Origin of the sequence: Sporichthya sp., assembly GCF_013815995.1 — a bacterium.
Classification (GTDB): Bacteria; Actinomycetota; Actinomycetes; order Sporichthyales; family Sporichthyaceae; genus Sporichthya.
In genome coordinates, this window is the sequence record NZ_JACDFE010000088.1 from 1 (window position 1) to 16,039 (window position 16,039).

A 16,039-nucleotide genomic window follows, 5' to 3' on the forward strand; every position below is an offset into this window, starting at 1 on the left:
GTGGCGGGCCGGTCGTCGCCCGGGGCCGCCTCGGCGGCCGGCTCCACCGGGGCCGGGGCGTCGACCGGCACGGTGCCCATAATGTCCTCCAGGCGCGCGCGGGCCAGGCGCTTGAACTTGCGCTTGGGACGGGTCCGGTCGAGCACCGCGACCTCGAGCTGGTTGGCCTCGAGGCGGCGCGGGCCGTCCGGGCCGGGATTGCCCTCACCGATGGCGCGGACCGCCAGCTTGACCGCGTCCTCGACGCCGAGGCCGTCGGTGTAGTTGGTCTCCAGGTAGGCCGCGATCGGCTCGGTGTGGCCACCCATGACCATCCAGCCGTGCTCGTCGGCCACCGAGCCGTCGTAGGTGAGGCGGTAGATCTGGTCGGAGTCGGCGTCGTCGCCCACTTCGGCGACCACCAGTTCGACCTCGAAGGGCTTCTCCCCCGCGGAGGAGAAGATCGAGCCGAGGGTCTGGGCGTAGGCGTTGGCCAGGCCGCGGGCGGTGACGTCGCGGCGGTCGTAGGAGTAGCCGCGCAGGTCCGCGATGCGAACGCCCATGATCCGCAGGTTCTCGAACTCGTTGTAGCGGCCGACCGCGGCGAAGCCGATCTTGTCGTAGATCTCGCTGATCTTGTGCAGCGCGGGCGACCAGTTCTCCGCGACGAGCAGGATCCCCGCGTCGTATTGCAGAACAGCGGCGGACCGGCCACGGCCGATGCCCTTACGGGCATAGTCGGCCTTGTCTTTCATGATCTGCTCGGGCGAGATGTAGAACGGGGTGGTCACCGGAACGGCGTCCTCTCGGTCAGTTCTAGGCGTCAGGTGGGGCGGTCGGTAGGACGCTGACTACGTACCCGGCACCGGGCTGGCGTTCGGCCCGTCCGGGTCGCTCATCCGCCCCTCGACGACGGCGCGCACGATCGGGCCGATCTCGTCGTCGGGCAGTCGGCGAGCCCCGTCGGCGGTGATCACGTACACGACCGGCCAGATCGACCGGGTCAGGTCGGGGCCGCCGGTCGCGGAATCGTCGTCAGCGGCGTCGTAGAGCGCCTGCACCAGCACGCCGACCACCGTCTGGGCGTCCATGCCGGGGCGGTGCAGCTTCTTCAGCGCACCGCGGGCGAACAGCGAGCCGGACCCGACGGAGTGGTAGTTGCTCTCCTCGTACCGGCCGCCGGTGATGTCGTAGCTGAAGATCCGGCCCTCGCCGATCTCCTCGTCGTACCCGACGAACAGCGGAACCACCGCCAGACCCTGCATGGCCAGGCCGAGGTTCTGCCGGATCATCTGCGAGAGCCGGTTCGCCTTGCCGTCGATGCTGAGGGTCGTGCCCTCGATCTTCTCGTAGTGCTCGAGTTCGACCTGGAACAACCGGGTCATCTCCAGGCCGATGCCGGCCGTGCCCGCGATGCTGACGCAACTGAACTCGTCAGCGGGGAAGACCTTCTCGATGTCGCGCTGAGCGATGATGTTGCCCATCGTCGCCCGCCGGTCGCCGGCCATCACGACGCCGCCGGGGAAGGTCGCCGTCACGATCGTCGTCGCGTGCGGAGCCTCCACCGACGCGCCGGCCGGGACGGCCCGCCGGTGCGGGAGCATCTCCGGCGAGTGGGACGACAGGAACTCGGTGAACGACGAGGAGCCCACGGCGCGGAAAGCGGCGGGCAGCTGGCTGTTGCCGTCAGGGAAGCTGGTCACGCTCGGAACCCTATCCACAAGCGATTGAGGCGAGCGGAGGGATCGCGCCGGTTCGCCGCAGGCCACATCAGCTGCCTGCCCGCGCGTTCCCTCCCGAGCCGATTGAGCTTGTTGGAGCGAAGCGGAAGCGAGCTTCCGGAAAATGACGACGCACCGTCCGCGGCGAGCGAACGGTGCGTCGGGAATATTTGCGGGGTGCTATTGGCCACCCTTTTGGACGAACGAGCGGACGAACTCCTCGGCGTTCTCCTCGAGGACCTCGTCGATCTCGTCGAGCATCGACTCCACGTCGTCGGTGAGCTTTTCCTGGCGCTCCTGGACGTCCGTGGTCGCCTGGACCTCGGTCGTTTCCTCGGTCTGCTCGGACTTCTTGGCCTGCTGCTGCCCGCCGCCGCTGTCCTTGGCCGCCATCGCGCTCTCCCTTGCTCAACTCCGGTCTCCGGGACCGTTGATCCGACGATACGCGAGCACGACGGTGCAGACCGGTCGAACCCGCCGACGCGCCGTATCACCGCAGGTCAGAAGCCTGGCGGATCAGCCGCCGGCGAGGGTACGGACGAGCTCTTCTGCAGTCGAGCAGCGGTCCAGCAGGGCGCCCACGTGAGCCTTGGTTCCGCGCAGCGGTTCCAGGGTGGGGACGCGCTGGAGGGAGTCCCGGCCGGGCAGGTCGAAGATGACCGAGTCCCAGGAGGCGGCCGCGATCGAGTCGGCGTACTGGTCCAGGCAGCGGCCGCGGAAGTAGGCCCGGGTGTCCTCCGGCGGGTTGGTCATCGCCCACGCGATCTTGGCGTCGCTGACCACCCGCTCGAAGCGGCCCTTGGAGGCCAGCTTGTTGTAGAGGCCCTTCTCCGGCCGCACGTCGGAGTACTGCAGGTCGACCAGATGCAGGCGCGGCGCGTTCCAGTCCAGACCGTCGCGCTCGCGGTAGCCGTTGAACAGCTCGAGCTTGGCCACCCAGTCCAGCTCCCGGGCCAGGCTGCCCAGGTCGGAGGTCAGCCGCGTCAGCACCGACTCCCAGCGGTTCAGCACGTCGATGGTGACGTCGTCGGCATCCGAGCCGTACCGGTCCTCGACGTACTTGCGCGCCTGCTCGCAGTACTCCAGCTGCAACTGGACCGCAGTGAGCTTGCGCCCGTTCTGCAGGGTCACCAGATGCGTCAGGGACGAGTCGTGGGAGACCTGGTGCAGCGCCTGCACCGGGCCGTCGACGGCGAGGTCGCCGGTCAGGAACTGGTCCTCGATCATCGACAGGACGATCGCCGTGGTGCCCAGCTTGAGATAGGTGGAGACCTCGGCGAGGTTGGCGTCACCGATGATCACGTGCAGCCGGCGGTATTTCTCCGCATCGGCGTGCGGCTCGTCGCGGGTGTTGATGATCGGCCGCTTCAGCGTGGTCTCCAGGCCGACCTCGACCTCGAAGAAGTCCGCGCGCTGGCTGATCTGGAAGCCCTGCCCACGGCCGTCCTGACCGATGCCCACCCGGCCCGCCCCGGCGAACACCTGGCGGGAGACGAAGAACGGCGTGAGGTGGCGGACGATGTCGGCGAACGGGGTCGCCCGCTGCATCAGGAAGTTCTCGTGGGTGCCGTAGGAGGCGCCCTTGTTGTCGGTGTTGTTCTTGTAGAGGTTGATCGGCGGGGCGCCCGGCGTCCGGCCCGCCTGCTCCCCCGCGGCCGCCATGATCATCTCGCCGGCCTTGTCCCAGGCCACCAGGTCACGCGGGTTGGTGCACTCCGGCGAGGAGTACTCCGGGTGCGCGTGGTCGACGTAGAGCCGCGCCCCGTTGGTGAGGATGACGTTGGCCAGGCCGACGTCCTCGTCGGTCAGCTGCGCGGAGTCGGCGAGGTCGCGGGCCAGGTCGAACCCGCGCGCATCGCGCAGCGGATTCTCCTCCTCGAAGTCCCAGCGGGCCCTCCGTGCGCGGGAGGTGACCGCGGCGTAGGCGTTCACCACCTGCGACGAGGTGAGCATCGCGTTCGCCGTCGGGTGCCCGGGCACGGAGACCCCGTACTCGGTCTCCAGGCCCATGACCCGCCAGACGCTCATGCACTGAGCGTAGATGGCGGTTCCCTCGGATGGGCGCGCAGCCACGCGTTCGGGGTCATCCACAGGCGTCGAGGGCCCGAAGTTGTCCACAGAACCGGGCTCTCCGAGAACGCTGTGCCCGCGAATCCCGCAGGCTCCGCGGCGTGGAGATCGAGGACGCCCTGCGTCGCTGCGGGGACGCCGCCCGGTGGTCGCAGCTCCGAACGCTGGGCGTGAGTGAGCACGCGCTGCGGGCTGCCGTCGCGGCGGGGCGCCTGGCGCAGCCGCACCCTGGCACGTACGTGTTGCCCGGCGCGGATCCGGCGATCGCGGCGGCGGTCGGACTGTCCGGGGTCGTGTCCCATGCCTCCGCCGCCCGCCTGCACGGTCTCGATCTCTACGAGCCGCCACAGATCATCGAAGTGACCGTTCGCCGGGGGTGCCGGCAACGCGCGCGGGGGGTCCGGGTGTATCCCGCCAACGTGGCTCCCGAGGAGACGGAGATCAATCAGCCGATCACCACAGTGCGCCGGACCGTCCGGGACTGCGTCCGCACGATGCCGCTCCTGCACGGTGTGGTCCTGCTCGATGGCGTGGTGCGGGACGAACGACTATGTATGGCGGACCTCCGCACGATGGCCGCTGAGGCGACCGGGCCGGGAAGCACGACCCTGCGCCGCGCGGTCGGCCATGTCGACGCGATGTCCGGATCAGGGCTGGAAACCATCCTGCGACTGCTCCTGGAACTGCTGCCGGTGACCTTCGAGACGCAGGTTTGGATCGATGGCGTCGGCCTGGTCGACATTCTCGTCAACGGTTGGCTGATCCTGGAGGCCGATGGCTTCGCCTTCCACTCGAACCGCGAGCACTACCGCCGGGACCGGAAACGCGGGAACGGCGCGGCGGAACGGCGCTTGGGCCAGCTCAGATTCACCTGGGAAGACCTGCACTTCCGCCGCAGCGCGGTGTTGCAGCAGATCGTGCGGGTACTCGAGGCCGACCCGCGAGGCTGAGGCTGCATTTCGTTACGTGGGAAGCGTCCTGGGACATTGGAAACGCCTCTGGTTTAACGAACTGCAGCTTCAGCCGTGACGGGTCGGGACTCACGCGCCGCGTGACTCCACCAGCTGGGCGAGCTTGCCCAGCGAGATCCGCCAGCCCCACTCGTTGTCCTCGGGCGCGACGCCGGGCGGCAGGTTCTCGTGGATCCCGAGCACCTCGGTGCCGCCGTCCCGCTCGGTCAGCAGGTAGCGGATGGTCATCTCGCCGGCCAGAGCGGGATCGGTGGTGTCGAACGCGGCGACCTGCACCACGGACTCCCCCGGCACCAGTTCAGCGAAGCGGCCGGCGAAGGTGTCGGTGGCCCCCTCGGTCTTGCCGACGGCGACGGGGTCGTCGTAGGTCAGGGAGATCGCGAACTCCCCGCCCTCGCGGGCGTCGAAGCTGTGCACCTCGCTGGTCATGCCGTTGGGCACCATCCACTGCTGCACCGCGGTGGGGTCGATCAGCACCCGGTAGACGGCGTCGGGCGAGGCGGCGATGAACCGGGTGACCCGCGTCGTCGCGCCCATTCAGGCGGACTGGAAGAGGGCGGCCGGCGTGCCGGGCGGGTGGAGTGGGCCCCCCGGGGCCCAGTCCGGATTGGGGACGCAGACCTCGGCCTCCAGCTCGTCCGGCCCGACGAAGAAGCAACTGAGCACCGGGCCGAAGTCGGTGACGAAGCCGTCGGTGGCGCCGCGATCCATCAGCCGTTGGCGAATGGTCCGGAAGTCGTCCAGGGAGCCGGCCCGCAGACCGAGGTGGTCCAGCCGACCGCGGCCGCCCATCGGCGTCTGCTTGGTCGACTCGGCATTGCCGTCGATCTGGAACACGTTGAACTCACTGTCCGGACCGACCTTGACCAAGGTCAGCCGCATGCCCGGACCCGGCTCCAGCGAGGCGAACACCTCAGCCTCGAACACCTCGACGAAGAACTGCGCGAAGGCGTCGGTGTCGGCGGTCAGCACTGCGACGTGGTCGAACCCGCTGCTCAGCATGACGGCCATGCTAGGCCGCGGCATTGACAAGACAACGCTCCGCGAGAAACCTACGGAGCCTCAGAACCCGTTAAGCCCGACGGGAGCGCAGATGCGCGCACTTCTCGCCTCCGCAGCCGTACTCGCCGCTGCCCTGACCGCCTGCAGTGATGGCGACGAGGTCACGGGCATCCCGCCGGCCTGGGCATCAATACGGCCGACCCGGAGGTGAAGACGTTCGGCGACGGAGACCGCAAGGGCTACGGCGGGATCGAGCAGTGCGCGCAACCGTGCATCTCACCGTTGCACACCCACGACCCGGACGGGATCCTGCACACCGAGGCGAAGCAGGACACCTTGAACACCCTCGGTCAGTTCTTCACGGTCTGGGGGATCAGCTCTCCTCGGACTGCATCGCTGACCGGTGCGGCGGGGTCAGCGTCTACATCGACGGCGAACAGTTCACCGGCGACCCGACCACGATCGACCTGCTGGACCAGCGGCAGATCGCTCTCGTGATCGGCGCACCTCCTGCCGAGATCCCCAGCCGCGCCGACTTCAGCAACGCCTGAGCGGTCAGCCCAGGAGGAGGGTCGCCGCGATGCTGAGGAAGAGCACCGCGACCACGCCCCAGACCACCACCGCGGTGAACTGTTCCTTGCGGCTCTTCCGCGACCACGGCGTCGGCTCGGCGGCGCGCCCGGACGAATCCCTGGCCATCTAAGTCCCTTAGAGGTACTGGCCCGTGTTGGCGACCGTGTCGATCGCTCGGCCGGCCTCGGAGCCCTGCTTGCCGGAGATGAGGGTACGGATGTAGACGATCCGCTCACCCTTCTTACCCGAGATGCGAGCCCAGTCGTCCGGGTTCGTCGTGTTGGGCAGATCCTCGTTCTCCTTGAACTCATCCACGCACGCGGCCATCAGGTGCGAGACGCGGATGCCACGCTGCTGGTGTTCGAGCCAGTCCTTGATGGCCATCTTCTTCGCGCGGTTGACGATGTTCTCGATCATGGCGCCGGAGTTGAAGTCCTTGAAGTACAGGACCTCCTTGTCCCCGTTGGCGTAGGTGACCTCGAGGAAGCGGTTCTCCTCGGCGTCGGCGTATACCCGCTCGACCGTGCGCTGGATCATCGAGGCCACGGTGAGCGCGCGGTCGCCACTGTGCTCGGCCAGGTCGTCCGCGTGCAGGGGGAGGTCCTCGACGATGTACTTGCCGAAGATGTCCTTGGCCGCCTCGGCGTCCGGGCGCTCGATCTTGATCTTCACGTCCAGCCGGCCGGGGCGCAGGATCGCGGGGTCGATCATGTCCTCGCGGTTGGAGGCGCCGATGACGACGACGTTCTCCAGACCCTCGACGCCGTCGATCTCCGAGAGCAGCTGCGGGACGATCGTGTTCTCGACGTCGGAGGAGACGCCGGACCCGCGGGTGCGGAACAGCGAGTCCATCTCGTCGAAGAAAACGATGACCGGCGTGCCTTCTGACGCCTTCTCACGGGCGCGTTGGAAGACCAGGCGGATGTGGCGCTCGGTCTCACCGACGTACTTGTTGAGCAGCTCCGGGCCCTTGATGTTGAGGAAGTAGGACTTCCCCTCGGGCTTGCCGGTGTGCTCGGCGACCTTCTTGGCGAGGCTGTTCGCGACCGCCTTGGCGATCAGCGTCTTGCCACATCCGGGCGGGCCGTAGAGCAGCACGCCCTTCGGCGGGCGCAGCTTGTGCTCGATGAACAGGTCGCGGTGCAGGTAGGGCAGCTCAACCGCGTCGCGGATCATCTCGATCTGGGCCATCAGGCCACCGATGGAGGAGTAGTCGATGTCCGGGACCTCTTCGAGGACGAGCTCCTCGACCTCGGCCTTGGGAACCCGCTCGTAGACGTACCCCGAGCGGCCCTCCATCAGCAGCGACTCGCCGATCCGGATGGTCTCGCCGCGCAGCGGCTCGGCCAGCCAGACGACGCGCTCCTCGTCGGTGTGACCGGTGACGAGCGCGCGCATGCCGTCCTCAAGGATTTCCTTGAGCATGACGACCTCGCCGATGCGCTCCCAGTCCATGACGCGCACGACGTTCAGCGCCTCGTTGAGCATGACCTCACGGCCGGGCTCGAGGGTCTCGGGGTCGATCTCGGGGCTCACCGCGACGCGCAGCTTTCGGCCGCCGGTGAACACGTCCACCGTGCCGTCCTCAGCAGCGTTGATGAACACGCCGTAGCCGGACGGCGGCTGGGCCAGCCGGTCGACCTCTTCCTTCAGCGCGACGATCTGCTCGCGCGCCTCACGAAGGGTGGCGACCAGGCGCTCGTTCTGCGCACCGGTGCCGGACAGCTGGGTCTGCAGCTCGACGATTCGGTCCTCGAGCTGACGGGAGTGTCGCGGGGATTCGGTCAGCCGGCGGCGGAGGACCGCCACCTCCTGCTCCAGGAATGCAACCTGGCTGAGCAGGTCGGCGTCACCGCGCGCGTTGCGATCGTCGGACTCGGTCACGATCCTCACCTCCCGAGGTGGCTGGAAGTTGACATTACAACCCGTGGTTGCAGCACGTGCGACGAAGCGCCGTGACGAACCGAACGTCCATTGCTGCCTCCCCCGTTCGGCCTATCGCCTGGCGGTCACGGCAACTGCGGGCGGAACGGCCCCTCGGGCACCGCTGTGACCTCGGCTTCGTCCGCATATGCGCCCTTGGCGGGCCGGCGCCGGCGGAGCGGCGGAGCCACCCCCGGAGCCATCCGCCGGGTGGTCACCAGAAAACCCGTGTGGCCGATCATCCGGTGGTCCGGGCGGACGGCCAGACCCTCGACGTGCCAGGTCCGGACCAGGGTCTCCCAGGAGGCGGGCTCGGTGAATGTGCCGCAGGCCCGCAGGCCCTCCACCAGCCGGGACAGCTGGGTGGTGGTGGCGACGTAGCAGCAGAACACCCCGCCAGGGATCAGCCGGTCGGCGACCGCCTCGATGCACTCCCAGGGGGCGAGCATGTCGAGCACGACCCGGTCCACCTCGGCGTCGGCCGGATCGTCGGTGACCGCGGAGACGAAGTCCCCGACGGTGAGGTGCCAGGCCGGGTGCGGCCCGCCGAAGAACCGCTCGACGTTCTTGCGGGCGATCGCGGCGAACTCGTCCCGGCGCTCGTAGGAGGACACGCGGCCGCCCTCGCCGACCGCCCGGAGCAGGGAACAGCTCAGCGCGCCGGAACCGGCACCGGCCTCCAGCACCCGGGCGCCGGGGTAGATGTCGGCGAGCCCGACGATCTGCGCCGCGTCCTTCGGGTAGACCACGGTCGCCCCGCGCGGCATCGAGAGCACGAAGTCCGAGAGCAGCGGACGCAGCGCGAGGAAATCCTGGCCGCCGTTGGTGTGCACGACCGTGCCCTCGGGGGCGCCGATCAGCTCGTCGTGGTCGAAGTGGCCCTTGTGGGAGTGGTAGGTCTTCCCGGCCTGCAACGTGATGGTGCTGTGCCGGCCCTTCGGGTCGGTCAGCTGGACGAGGTCACCGTCGCGGAACGGCCCCCGGTGTGCGGTCATGGGCGGTCACAGTAAGGCGCTGGGCCGCGAGCACCTCGAGCAGGGCGTCGGAGAAGTCCAGGCGCAGGCCCTTCTCCAGGTACCCCGCGGCGCCGGCCGCCTGCACCCGATCGGCCATCTCGTCCGCGGCGTAGCCGGACATCACGACCACGGCCGCGCCCGGCGCGGCGGCCCGGAGGTCGGTGAGCGCGCTGAAGCCGTCGGTTCCGGGCATGGACAGGTCGAGCACGATCAGGTCCGGCTGGATCACGGCCGCCAGCTCGATCGCGGCGGCGGCGTCACCGGCCTCGCCGACGACCTCCAGCGCGCCGCGTGCCGTCAACTGCTCACGCAGCAGACGACGGACCAACGCGTTGTCATCGACGAGCATCACCCTGGGCACGCCAGAGGTATCGGTGCCCGGAGCGCGGAGCTTTACCCGACAAACGGTCAAGTTCTGCCGCCGCGACCGCCTCGCCGCCCAGTTCGAGGACTGGGACGTTGCCTGCACCGTGGCCGATGATCTGTCGGCCGCGCTCCAACTGGCCGCCGAGGGCGGGCTCTGGCAGGTCGGCCTGGTGCCGGCCGGCACCGCCGCCGCGAACCCGTCGCAAGCCGCCGCCCTGGCGGCGGGTGCACCGAGTGATGGCCCCCGGGCCCTGGTCGCGTTGACGAATTTGCAGGCCGGCTTCGCCCCGCTGGACCGGACCCTGTTCCGGGCCGAGCTCGCCACCCCGGTCCGGGTCGGCGCGCTGACCGACGTACTCGTCCCGCTCGTCGCTCCGCACGCCGCGCTGCCCGGCCAGCGCTCGGACTCGGGCGACCTGGGCGAGGCGGTGCCGCCGCTGCGGATCCTGCTGGTCGAGGACAACGCGGTGAACCAGGAGGTGGGTCGTCTGCTGCTGCGCAGCCTCGGCCAGGAGGACGTCGAGATCGCCGGGAACGGCCGGGAAGCTGTCGAGTCTGCCGCCGCCCGACCGTTCGACCTGGTTCTGATGGACGTTCAGATGCCCGAACTCGACGGCTTCAGCGCCACCCGCCGGATCCGCGAACTCGACCTGCCGTGGGCCCAACCCCGGATCATCGCCCTGACCGCGGCGGCGTCCGGCGCCCACCTGGAGGCCTGCGCCGACGCCGGGATGGACGACTACCTGTCCAAGCCGATCCGGGTGGAGGCCTTGCTGGCCGTTTTGCGCGGGATCACCCCGAGCACCGTCGCGGCCGGTCCCCGCTCCCCCGCCGAGGGCTCGACCCTGGACCGTGAGGTGCTGCGCGCGCTGCTCGGTCAGCTCGGGCGCACCGAGGCCTCCGCCGGTGACCTGGTCGCCGAGTTCCTCGAGGACACGGCCTCGAACCTGGCCCGCCTGCGGACCGCCCTGGCCGCCGCCGACCAGCCCGCGGTGACGCGGATCGCGCACCGGATCCGGCCCACCTGCTCCCTGTTCGGCGCCGCGGAGCTCGCCGGGCTGCTCGCCGGGCTCGAAGCCGGCACCGCACGGCCGATGCGAGCCCCCAGCTCGACGCCGCGTTCGAGCGGCTGCGCTCGGCCTTCAGCGCCTCCGATGCCTTCGGGGCCGAGCCGGCGGTGACCGTGTGAACGCGCCGATCCTGAGCGCGCACGCCGCCCACGCCCACGCCCTGCACTACGGGTTCGCGGTGTTCTGCGTCCTCGTCGTGCTGTTCTGCGTCGCGGCCGCGAAGTGGACCGCGCCGAAGGTGGCCGGCTAGGCCTGAACGGCCCGGTTCACGTCGGCGACGGCCAGGATGCCGACGATCGCACCGTCGGGCTCGACCACGAGATACTCGGTGGCCGGGGTGGCGTCCAGGCGGCGGATCAGGTCCTCGCCGGTGAGGTCCGCAGCGATCATCAGGCCCGGCTCGAGCCGGCGCGCCAGGGTGGCCACGGTGACCCAAGGCCGGCGCTGTTCCGGGGTGGCGGTGACCGCCGCCTCGTTGACCAGGCCGATCGGCTCGCCGTTGGCGTCGACCACGACCAGCGCGCTCGCGCCCAGGGCGCCGGCCCGGCGCAGCGCCTCGGCCAGAGGCAGGTTGGAGTCGACTGGGAGTGCCCGCCGGGCCATCGCCCGCGCCCCCAGGCTCGGCAGCTTCTCCCGGATCTGCGCCCCGCGCAGCGCGGCGGTGGCGCCGACCCAGATGAAGCCACCCAGCAGGCCGCCCCAGACCACCGAGACCACGTCCGGGTCGCGCCCGGCCGCAGCGTCCAGCCCGATCGGGATGAAGAACACGACGACGGCCAGGCCGCGGCCGATGTGCCCGGCGGCGATCGTGGCCCGGTTCGGGTGCCCGGTGGCGCCCCACAGCGCGGAGCGCAGCATGATCCCGCCGTCCAGCGGCAGCCCGGGCAGCAAATTGAAGATGCCGACCGCGATGTTGGCGTACATCAGCGCGTCGAGCAGTTCGAGGGTGATCCGCAGCCGCACCGAGTCGTCGGGGTTACCGGCCGCGGTCGAGCCGGACCAGCCCCCGGGGTCGCCGCCCAGTGCGTGAATGGCCGCCCAGGCCAGGACGCCGAGCAGCAGCGACAGCGCGGGCCCGGCGCCGGCGATCGCGAACTCACGGCGTGGGGAGTTCGATTCCCGGCTCATCTCGGTGACGCCGCCGAGGAGTTGGAGCGTTATCCGCTTGACCGGAATCCCGAATTTCATCGCGGTCAGCGCGTGTCCGAGCTCGTGGATGAGCACCGAGGCATAGAGCAAGACGGCGTAGGCGAAGGAGACGGCGTACTTCCCGCCCTCGATCTCCGGGATGTCGTCGCCGACGTTCGGGGCGACCATCAAGGTGATCAGCAGGGCGATGATCACCCAGGACGGGGCGACGAAGATCGGCACCCCGCGGAACCGGCCGAGCTGCCAGCCGTCGCCCCGCGAGCGCGGTGCCGCCTGCTCGGTCACGCCTACCCCGGTCCTGCTCGCGGTCGTAACCCCCGGACGACCTCCTGACCCGATGTTATGCGGACTGTTACCTCTGGTGCTTAAGGTGAAGTCGATCATCTCTCGCGATCTGGGGACGGAACGATGACATCGGGGCCCGCTGCCTTCCCGACGCCTGCCGAGACGGCCGGCTCGTCCGTGACGCCTCCGGGCGCCGCGGCGCACTGCGTCGCGCTGACCAAGCGCTACGGCACCGGGAACACCGCCGTCACGGCGCTCGACGCCGTCGACGTCGCGTTCTCCCAGGGCCAGTTCACGGCGATCATGGGCCCGTCCGGGTCCGGCAAGTCGACCCTGATGCACTGCATGGCCGGGCTGGACGCGGCGACCAGCGGCTCGTTGTTCATCGGTGACATCCAGCTGGGCGCGCTTGACGACCGCCGGCTGACCCGACTGCGACGGGACAGCATCGGGTTCGTCTTCCAGGCCTACAACCTGGTCCCGACCCTGACGGCGCTGGAGAACATCACCCTGCCGTCCGACATCGCCGGACACCCGATCGATCAGGCCTGGCTCGACACGGTCGTCGACACCCTCGGTCTGCGGGACCGCCTCAAGCACCGACCCAACGAACTCTCCGGTGGCCAGCAGCAACGCGTCGCCTGCGCCCGCGCGCTGGCCGGCCGCCCGGCGATCGTGTTCGCCGACGAGCCGACCGGCAACCTGGACTCGCGCACCGGCGCCGAGGTGCTCTCGTTCCTGCGCGAGTCGGTGCGCCGCACCGGCCAGACCATTGCGATGGTCACCCACGACCCGAGCGCGGCTGCCTACGCCGACCGCGTGCTGTTCCTCGCCGACGGCCGGATCGTCGACGAGATGTACGACCCGACCGCTGAGCTGGTCCTGGAGCGGATGAAGGCCTTCGACGCCGACGTCCCACACGCCGAGGTGAGCTGGGCCGAGCCGGCCTACGTGCCGCCGGCCCCCGCGACCGCCTACGCGCCCCCGCCGGCCATCCCGCAGCCGGACCTGGCGCTGCCGATCCCCACGGCGATCCCACCGGCGCCGCAGTCCACTCCCCCGGCACCAATTCCGGTCGCGCCGGCACCGGCTTCCGCACCCGCTCCGGCACCCGCTCCCGCAGCAGTCGCCCCGTCGACGAACGGGCCCGCCCCCGACGGCGCGAGCGCGCCCGACGCCGTCGACATGGCGAACTGGACCGACGCGGACTGGGACGACTGGCTGGCCCGCAAGCAAACCGAAGGCCCGGGGGCCTGACCCATGTGGAAGGCCTCACTGCGCAGCGTCGTCGCGCACCGGTTGCGATTGATGCTGTCCGGTCTTGCCGTGGTGCTGGGCGTCGCGTTCGTCGCCGGCTCGCTGATCTTCACCAGCACGATCTCGACGGCGTTCGACAAGCTCTTCGACGAGATCTCCTCCGATGTCACGGTCAGCCGTGACACCGCCTTCGACGCGAACGTGCCCGGGCAGGAGAACGGCGCGACGACGGTGCCGGCCGATCTGGTGCCCAGGATCGCCGAGGTCCCCGGGGTGGCGAACGCCGAGGGCGACATCACGATCGAGGGCGTTCGCGTGGTAGGCGCCGACGGTGACGTGGTCGGCGTCGGCGGCGCCCCGGGGCTCGGCATCGACTACCCGGCGGACGGCAGCGACGACACCGTCAAGCTGCTCGAGGGCCGGGTTCCGAGCAACGGCAACGAGGTCGTTCTCGACGCGGTCTCCGCGGAAACGGGCGACCTCAAGGTCGACGACCGGGTGCGGCTGCTGACTCCTGGCCCCGAGATCGAGGCCACGATCGTCGGCATCTTCAAATTCGGCGACACCGGCAACCTCGGCGGCGCCACCCTCACGGGCTTCACCGAGGAGCGCGCGCACGAGATCCTCGGATCCGGCGACTACACCGAGATCCGCGTCGACGCCGAGCCGGGTGCGAACCTGGATCAGTTGCGCGACGAGATCCAGCAGGTGATCCCCAACGACTACATCGCGCGGACCAAGGCCGAGCAGGCCGACGAGAACTCCTCCGACATCAAGGATGCCCTGGGCTTCCTCAACATCTTCCTGCTGATCTTCGCGTTCATCGCGGTGTTCGTCGGTTCGTTCATCATCCTGAACACCTTCACGATGCTGGTCGCGCAACGGACCCGCGAGCTCGCGCTGTTCCGCGCCCTGGGCGCGAGCCGGCGTCAGGTCACGCTGTCGGTCATGGTCGAGGCCGCGGTGGTCGGCTTCGTCGGCTCGACCCTGGGGCTCCTGTCCGGCCTGGGCATCGCGAGCCTGCTGCGGTGGCTCTTCCAGAAGATCGGCATCGAGCTCGGCGACCAGGGCCTGGTGGTCAAGGCCTCCACCGTTCTCACTGCCTACGCCGTCGGCATGATCGTGACGATGATCGCCGCGTACTTCCCGGCCCGGCGCGCGGCGAAGGTGCCACCGGTCGCGGCGATGACCGACGAGGTGGCCATGCCGGAGCGTTCGCTGCGCATCCGTGCGCTGATCGGCAGCGTGCTCACCGTGCTCGGGATCGTCGTGCTCGCGCTCGGCCTGGCCGGCGCCGGCTCGAAGCCGGTGATTCTGGTCGGGCTCGGCGCGCTCGCCGTGCTGATCGGCGTCACCGTGGTCAGCCCGATCCTGTCCCAGCCGTTCGTTCGCGCGATCGGCGCACCGTTCCCGAAGATGTGGGGAACGGTCGGGCGGATGTCGGTGGCCAACGCGCTGCGCAACCCGCGCCGGACCGCTGCCACCTCCTCTGCCCTGATGATCGGCCTGGCCCTGATCGGCACCTTCGGCGTGCTGGCCGCCTCGATCAACGCCTCGGTCGGGAAGGTGGTCGACCAGAGCCTGAAGTCGGACTTCATCCTGCTCGACCCGAGCTACACGCCCTTCAGCCCGCAGATCGCCGAGCGGGCCAAGGACACCGAGGGCGTGAAGTCGGTGACCGAGATGCGGGCCACCGCGGTGCAGATCAAGGACAACACCAAGAGCATCTCGGCGATCACGCCGGAGTCCATCGACGACTCGTTCACCCTCGACTTCAAGGCCGGCGACGCCGAGGGACTGCGCGCCAACGGCCTGCTGATCGACGACAACGTCGCCGAGAACAACGACTGGAAGGTCGGCGACACGGTCCAGACGACGTGGCTGGACGGTTCCCGGATCGAGCTGCGCGTCGGCGGCATCTTCGAGAAGAACGAGATGCTCGGCGGGTACCTGGTCTCCCTCGACACCGCCGCCGACGGTGGCACCCGCCCGGTCGACATCCTGACTTTCGTCAACCTCGAAGACGGCGCGAACGCCGCCGACGTCCGCCAGCGCCTCGACGAGGGGCTCGCGGACAATCCGGCCGTCGAGCTGAAGAATCAGGACGAGTACACCGACTCGGTGCGCGCCCAGGTCAACCAGCTGCTCGGGCTGATCTACGGGATGCTCGCGCTCGCCGTCGTCATCGCGGTGCTGGGCATCGTCAACACGCTCGCCCTCTCGGTCACCGAACGCACCCGCGAGATCGGGCTGCTGCGCGCCATCGGCATGAGCCGGCGTCAGTTGCGCCGGATGATCCGGCTGGAGTCGGTGGTGATGGCGATCTTCGGTGCGGTGCTCGGGCTGATCGTCGGGCTGGGCTTCGGCATCTCGCTGCAACGCACGCTGGCCGACGACGGCATCAGCGAGCTACGCGTGCCGGGTGTCCAGCTCGTGGTCTTCCTCGTCGTGGCGGCCCTGGTCGGTGTGCTCGCCGCGGTGTGGCCGGCCCGGCGGGCGGCCAAGCTGGACGTACTGCAGGCGATCTCGACGCACTAGTGGTCCGTCTGCGAATTGATCTGGTTGAGGACCTCACGCCCGCGACGGACCTTGGCGATGATCTCCTCCGCGGTCGCCTTCCAGATGAAGGGCTTCGGGTCGGTGTTCCAGTGCTCGGC

16 protein-coding genes and 1 pseudogene are annotated in these 16,039 nt (G+C 69.6%); 6 read left to right on the forward strand and 11 right to left on the reverse strand.

Translation table 11 applies throughout. The features are described from left to right. From prcA to dop, 4 genes are all read right to left on the reverse strand, one after another. Positions 1 to 770: proteasome subunit alpha (prcA, locus tag H0X00_RS11530; protein WP_293770067.1), on the reverse strand; the 770-nt coding region annotated here is incomplete at its 3' end. A 60-nt stretch (positions 771 to 830) separates the two neighbouring features. Then, on the reverse strand, positions 831 to 1,682 hold the full coding sequence (gene prcB / locus H0X00_RS11535; RefSeq protein WP_293770069.1) for a proteasome subunit beta: 852 nt from the start codon (positions 1,680 to 1,682) through the stop codon (positions 831 to 833). A 198-nt stretch (positions 1,683 to 1,880) separates the two neighbouring features. Further along, positions 1,881 to 2,093, reverse strand: a complete 213-nt coding sequence (locus tag H0X00_RS11540) for a ubiquitin-like protein Pup (protein WP_293770071.1) — start codon at positions 2,091 to 2,093, stop codon at positions 1,881 to 1,883. 123 nt (positions 2,094 to 2,216) lie between these two features. Continuing rightward, positions 2,217 to 3,728 carry a depupylase/deamidase Dop gene (gene dop, locus H0X00_RS11545; RefSeq protein ID WP_293770073.1) on the reverse strand — a complete coding sequence of 504 codons (1,512 nt, stop codon included), beginning with the start codon at positions 3,726 to 3,728 and terminating at the stop codon, positions 2,217 to 2,219. A 143-nt stretch (positions 3,729 to 3,871) separates the two neighbouring features. Here dop and H0X00_RS11550 point away from each other — a divergent pair, with 143 nt between their 5' ends. Then, positions 3,872 to 4,720, forward strand: a complete 849-nt coding sequence (locus H0X00_RS11550) for a type IV toxin-antitoxin system AbiEi family antitoxin domain-containing protein (RefSeq protein WP_293770074.1) — start codon at positions 3,872 to 3,874, stop codon at positions 4,718 to 4,720. 90 nt (positions 4,721 to 4,810) lie between these two features. Here H0X00_RS11550 and H0X00_RS11555 read toward each other — a convergent pair whose 3' ends face one another. Together H0X00_RS11555 and H0X00_RS11560 are read right to left on the reverse strand one after the other, a co-directional pair. Beyond that, on the reverse strand, positions 4,811 to 5,278 hold the full coding sequence (locus H0X00_RS11555; RefSeq protein ID WP_293770076.1) for an SRPBCC family protein: 468 nt from the start codon (positions 5,276 to 5,278) through the stop codon (positions 4,811 to 4,813). Continuing rightward, the gene (locus H0X00_RS11560; protein WP_293770078.1) at positions 5,279 to 5,743 is read right to left on the reverse strand and encodes a VOC family protein; all 465 of its coding nucleotides are present in this window, start codon (positions 5,741 to 5,743) and stop codon (positions 5,279 to 5,281) included. 207 nt (positions 5,744 to 5,950) lie between these two features. Between H0X00_RS11560 and H0X00_RS11565 the strand changes: the two genes are divergently transcribed. Then, positions 5,951 to 6,241: a hypothetical protein gene (locus H0X00_RS11565; protein ID WP_293770079.1), complete on the forward strand. Its 291-nt coding sequence runs from the start codon at positions 5,951 to 5,953 to the stop codon at positions 6,239 to 6,241. A 57-nt stretch (positions 6,242 to 6,298) separates the two neighbouring features. Here H0X00_RS11565 and H0X00_RS11570 read toward each other — a convergent pair whose 3' ends face one another. From H0X00_RS11570 to H0X00_RS11585, 4 genes are all read right to left on the reverse strand, one after another. Then, positions 6,299 to 6,442, reverse strand: a complete 144-nt coding sequence (locus H0X00_RS11570) for a hypothetical protein (RefSeq protein WP_293770080.1) — start codon at positions 6,440 to 6,442, stop codon at positions 6,299 to 6,301. A 9-nt stretch (positions 6,443 to 6,451) separates the two neighbouring features. Beyond that, positions 6,452 to 8,200, reverse strand: coding sequence for a proteasome ATPase (gene arc, locus H0X00_RS11575; protein ID WP_293770081.1), 1,749 nt, complete (start codon positions 8,198 to 8,200; stop codon positions 6,452 to 6,454). Between the two features lie 125 nt (positions 8,201 to 8,325). Continuing rightward, the gene (locus tag H0X00_RS11580) at positions 8,326 to 9,234 is read right to left on the reverse strand and encodes a tRNA (adenine-N1)-methyltransferase (RefSeq protein ID WP_293770083.1); all 909 of its coding nucleotides are present in this window, start codon (positions 9,232 to 9,234) and stop codon (positions 8,326 to 8,328) included. After that, positions 9,200 to 9,604: a response regulator gene (locus H0X00_RS11585; RefSeq protein WP_293770093.1), complete on the reverse strand. Its 405-nt coding sequence runs from the start codon at positions 9,602 to 9,604 to the stop codon at positions 9,200 to 9,202. The genes H0X00_RS11580 and H0X00_RS11585 overlap by 35 nt, the downstream gene beginning before the upstream one ends. Between H0X00_RS11585 and H0X00_RS11590 the strand changes: the two genes are divergently transcribed. Together H0X00_RS11590 and H0X00_RS11595 are read left to right on the forward strand one after the other, a co-directional pair. Further along, complete coding sequence (locus H0X00_RS11590; RefSeq protein ID WP_293770085.1) at positions 9,588 to 10,802, forward strand: response regulator; 1,215 nt, start codon at positions 9,588 to 9,590, stop codon at positions 10,800 to 10,802. The two genes, H0X00_RS11585 and H0X00_RS11590, sit on opposite strands and share 17 nt — an antisense overlap. A gap of 4 nt (positions 10,803 to 10,806) precedes the next feature. Continuing rightward, positions 10,807 to 10,941 (forward strand): hypothetical protein, encoded by a 135-nt coding sequence (locus H0X00_RS11595; protein WP_293770087.1) that lies wholly within the window; start codon positions 10,807 to 10,809, stop codon positions 10,939 to 10,941. Here the strand turns inward: H0X00_RS11595 and H0X00_RS11600 are convergent. After that, entirely contained in the window at positions 10,938 to 12,125 is a 1,188-nt protein-coding gene (locus H0X00_RS11600; protein ID WP_293770089.1) for a M50 family metallopeptidase, read from the reverse strand. The two genes, H0X00_RS11595 and H0X00_RS11600, sit on opposite strands and share 4 nt — an antisense overlap. A gap of 123 nt (positions 12,126 to 12,248) precedes the next feature. Here H0X00_RS11600 and H0X00_RS11605 point away from each other — a divergent pair. Further along, positions 12,249 to 13,034: pseudogene (locus H0X00_RS11605) on the forward strand (ABC transporter ATP-binding protein); the annotation flags it as partial. Between the two features lie 351 nt (positions 13,035 to 13,385). Then, positions 13,386 to 15,920 (forward strand): FtsX-like permease family protein, encoded by a 2,535-nt coding sequence (locus H0X00_RS11610; protein WP_293770091.1) that lies wholly within the window; start codon positions 13,386 to 13,388, stop codon positions 15,918 to 15,920. The last annotated feature ends 119 nt before the right edge of the window (positions 15,921 to 16,039 follow it).

What these genes read in the sequence shown, in the direction of transcription:
- H0X00_RS11540 (WP_293770071.1), bottom strand. Translation starts at nt 2,093, where the DNA reads ATGGCGGCCAAGGACAGCGGCGGCGGGCAGCAGCAGGCCAAGAAGTCC.
- dop (WP_293770073.1), bottom strand. Translation starts at nt 3,728, where the DNA reads ATGAGCGTCTGGCGGGTCATGGGCCTGGAGACCGAGTACGGGGTCTCC.
- H0X00_RS11555 (WP_293770076.1), bottom strand. Translation starts at nt 5,278, where the DNA reads ATGGGCGCGACGACGCGGGTCACCCGGTTCATCGCCGCCTCGCCCGAC.
- H0X00_RS11560 (WP_293770078.1), bottom strand. Translation starts at nt 5,743, where the DNA reads ATGCTGAGCAGCGGGTTCGACCACGTCGCAGTGCTGACCGCCGACACC.
- H0X00_RS11570 (WP_293770080.1), bottom strand. Translation starts at nt 6,442, where the DNA reads ATGGCCAGGGATTCGTCCGGGCGCGCCGCCGAGCCGACGCCGTGGTCG.
- H0X00_RS11580 (WP_293770083.1), bottom strand. Translation starts at nt 9,234, where the DNA reads ATGACCGCACACCGGGGGCCGTTCCGCGACGGTGACCTCGTCCAGCTG.
- H0X00_RS11585 (WP_293770093.1), bottom strand. Translation starts at nt 9,604, where the DNA reads ATGCTCGTCGATGACAACGCGTTGGTCCGTCGTCTGCTGCGTGAGCAG.
- H0X00_RS11610 (WP_293770091.1), top strand. Translation starts at nt 13,386, where the DNA reads ATGTGGAAGGCCTCACTGCGCAGCGTCGTCGCGCACCGGTTGCGATTG.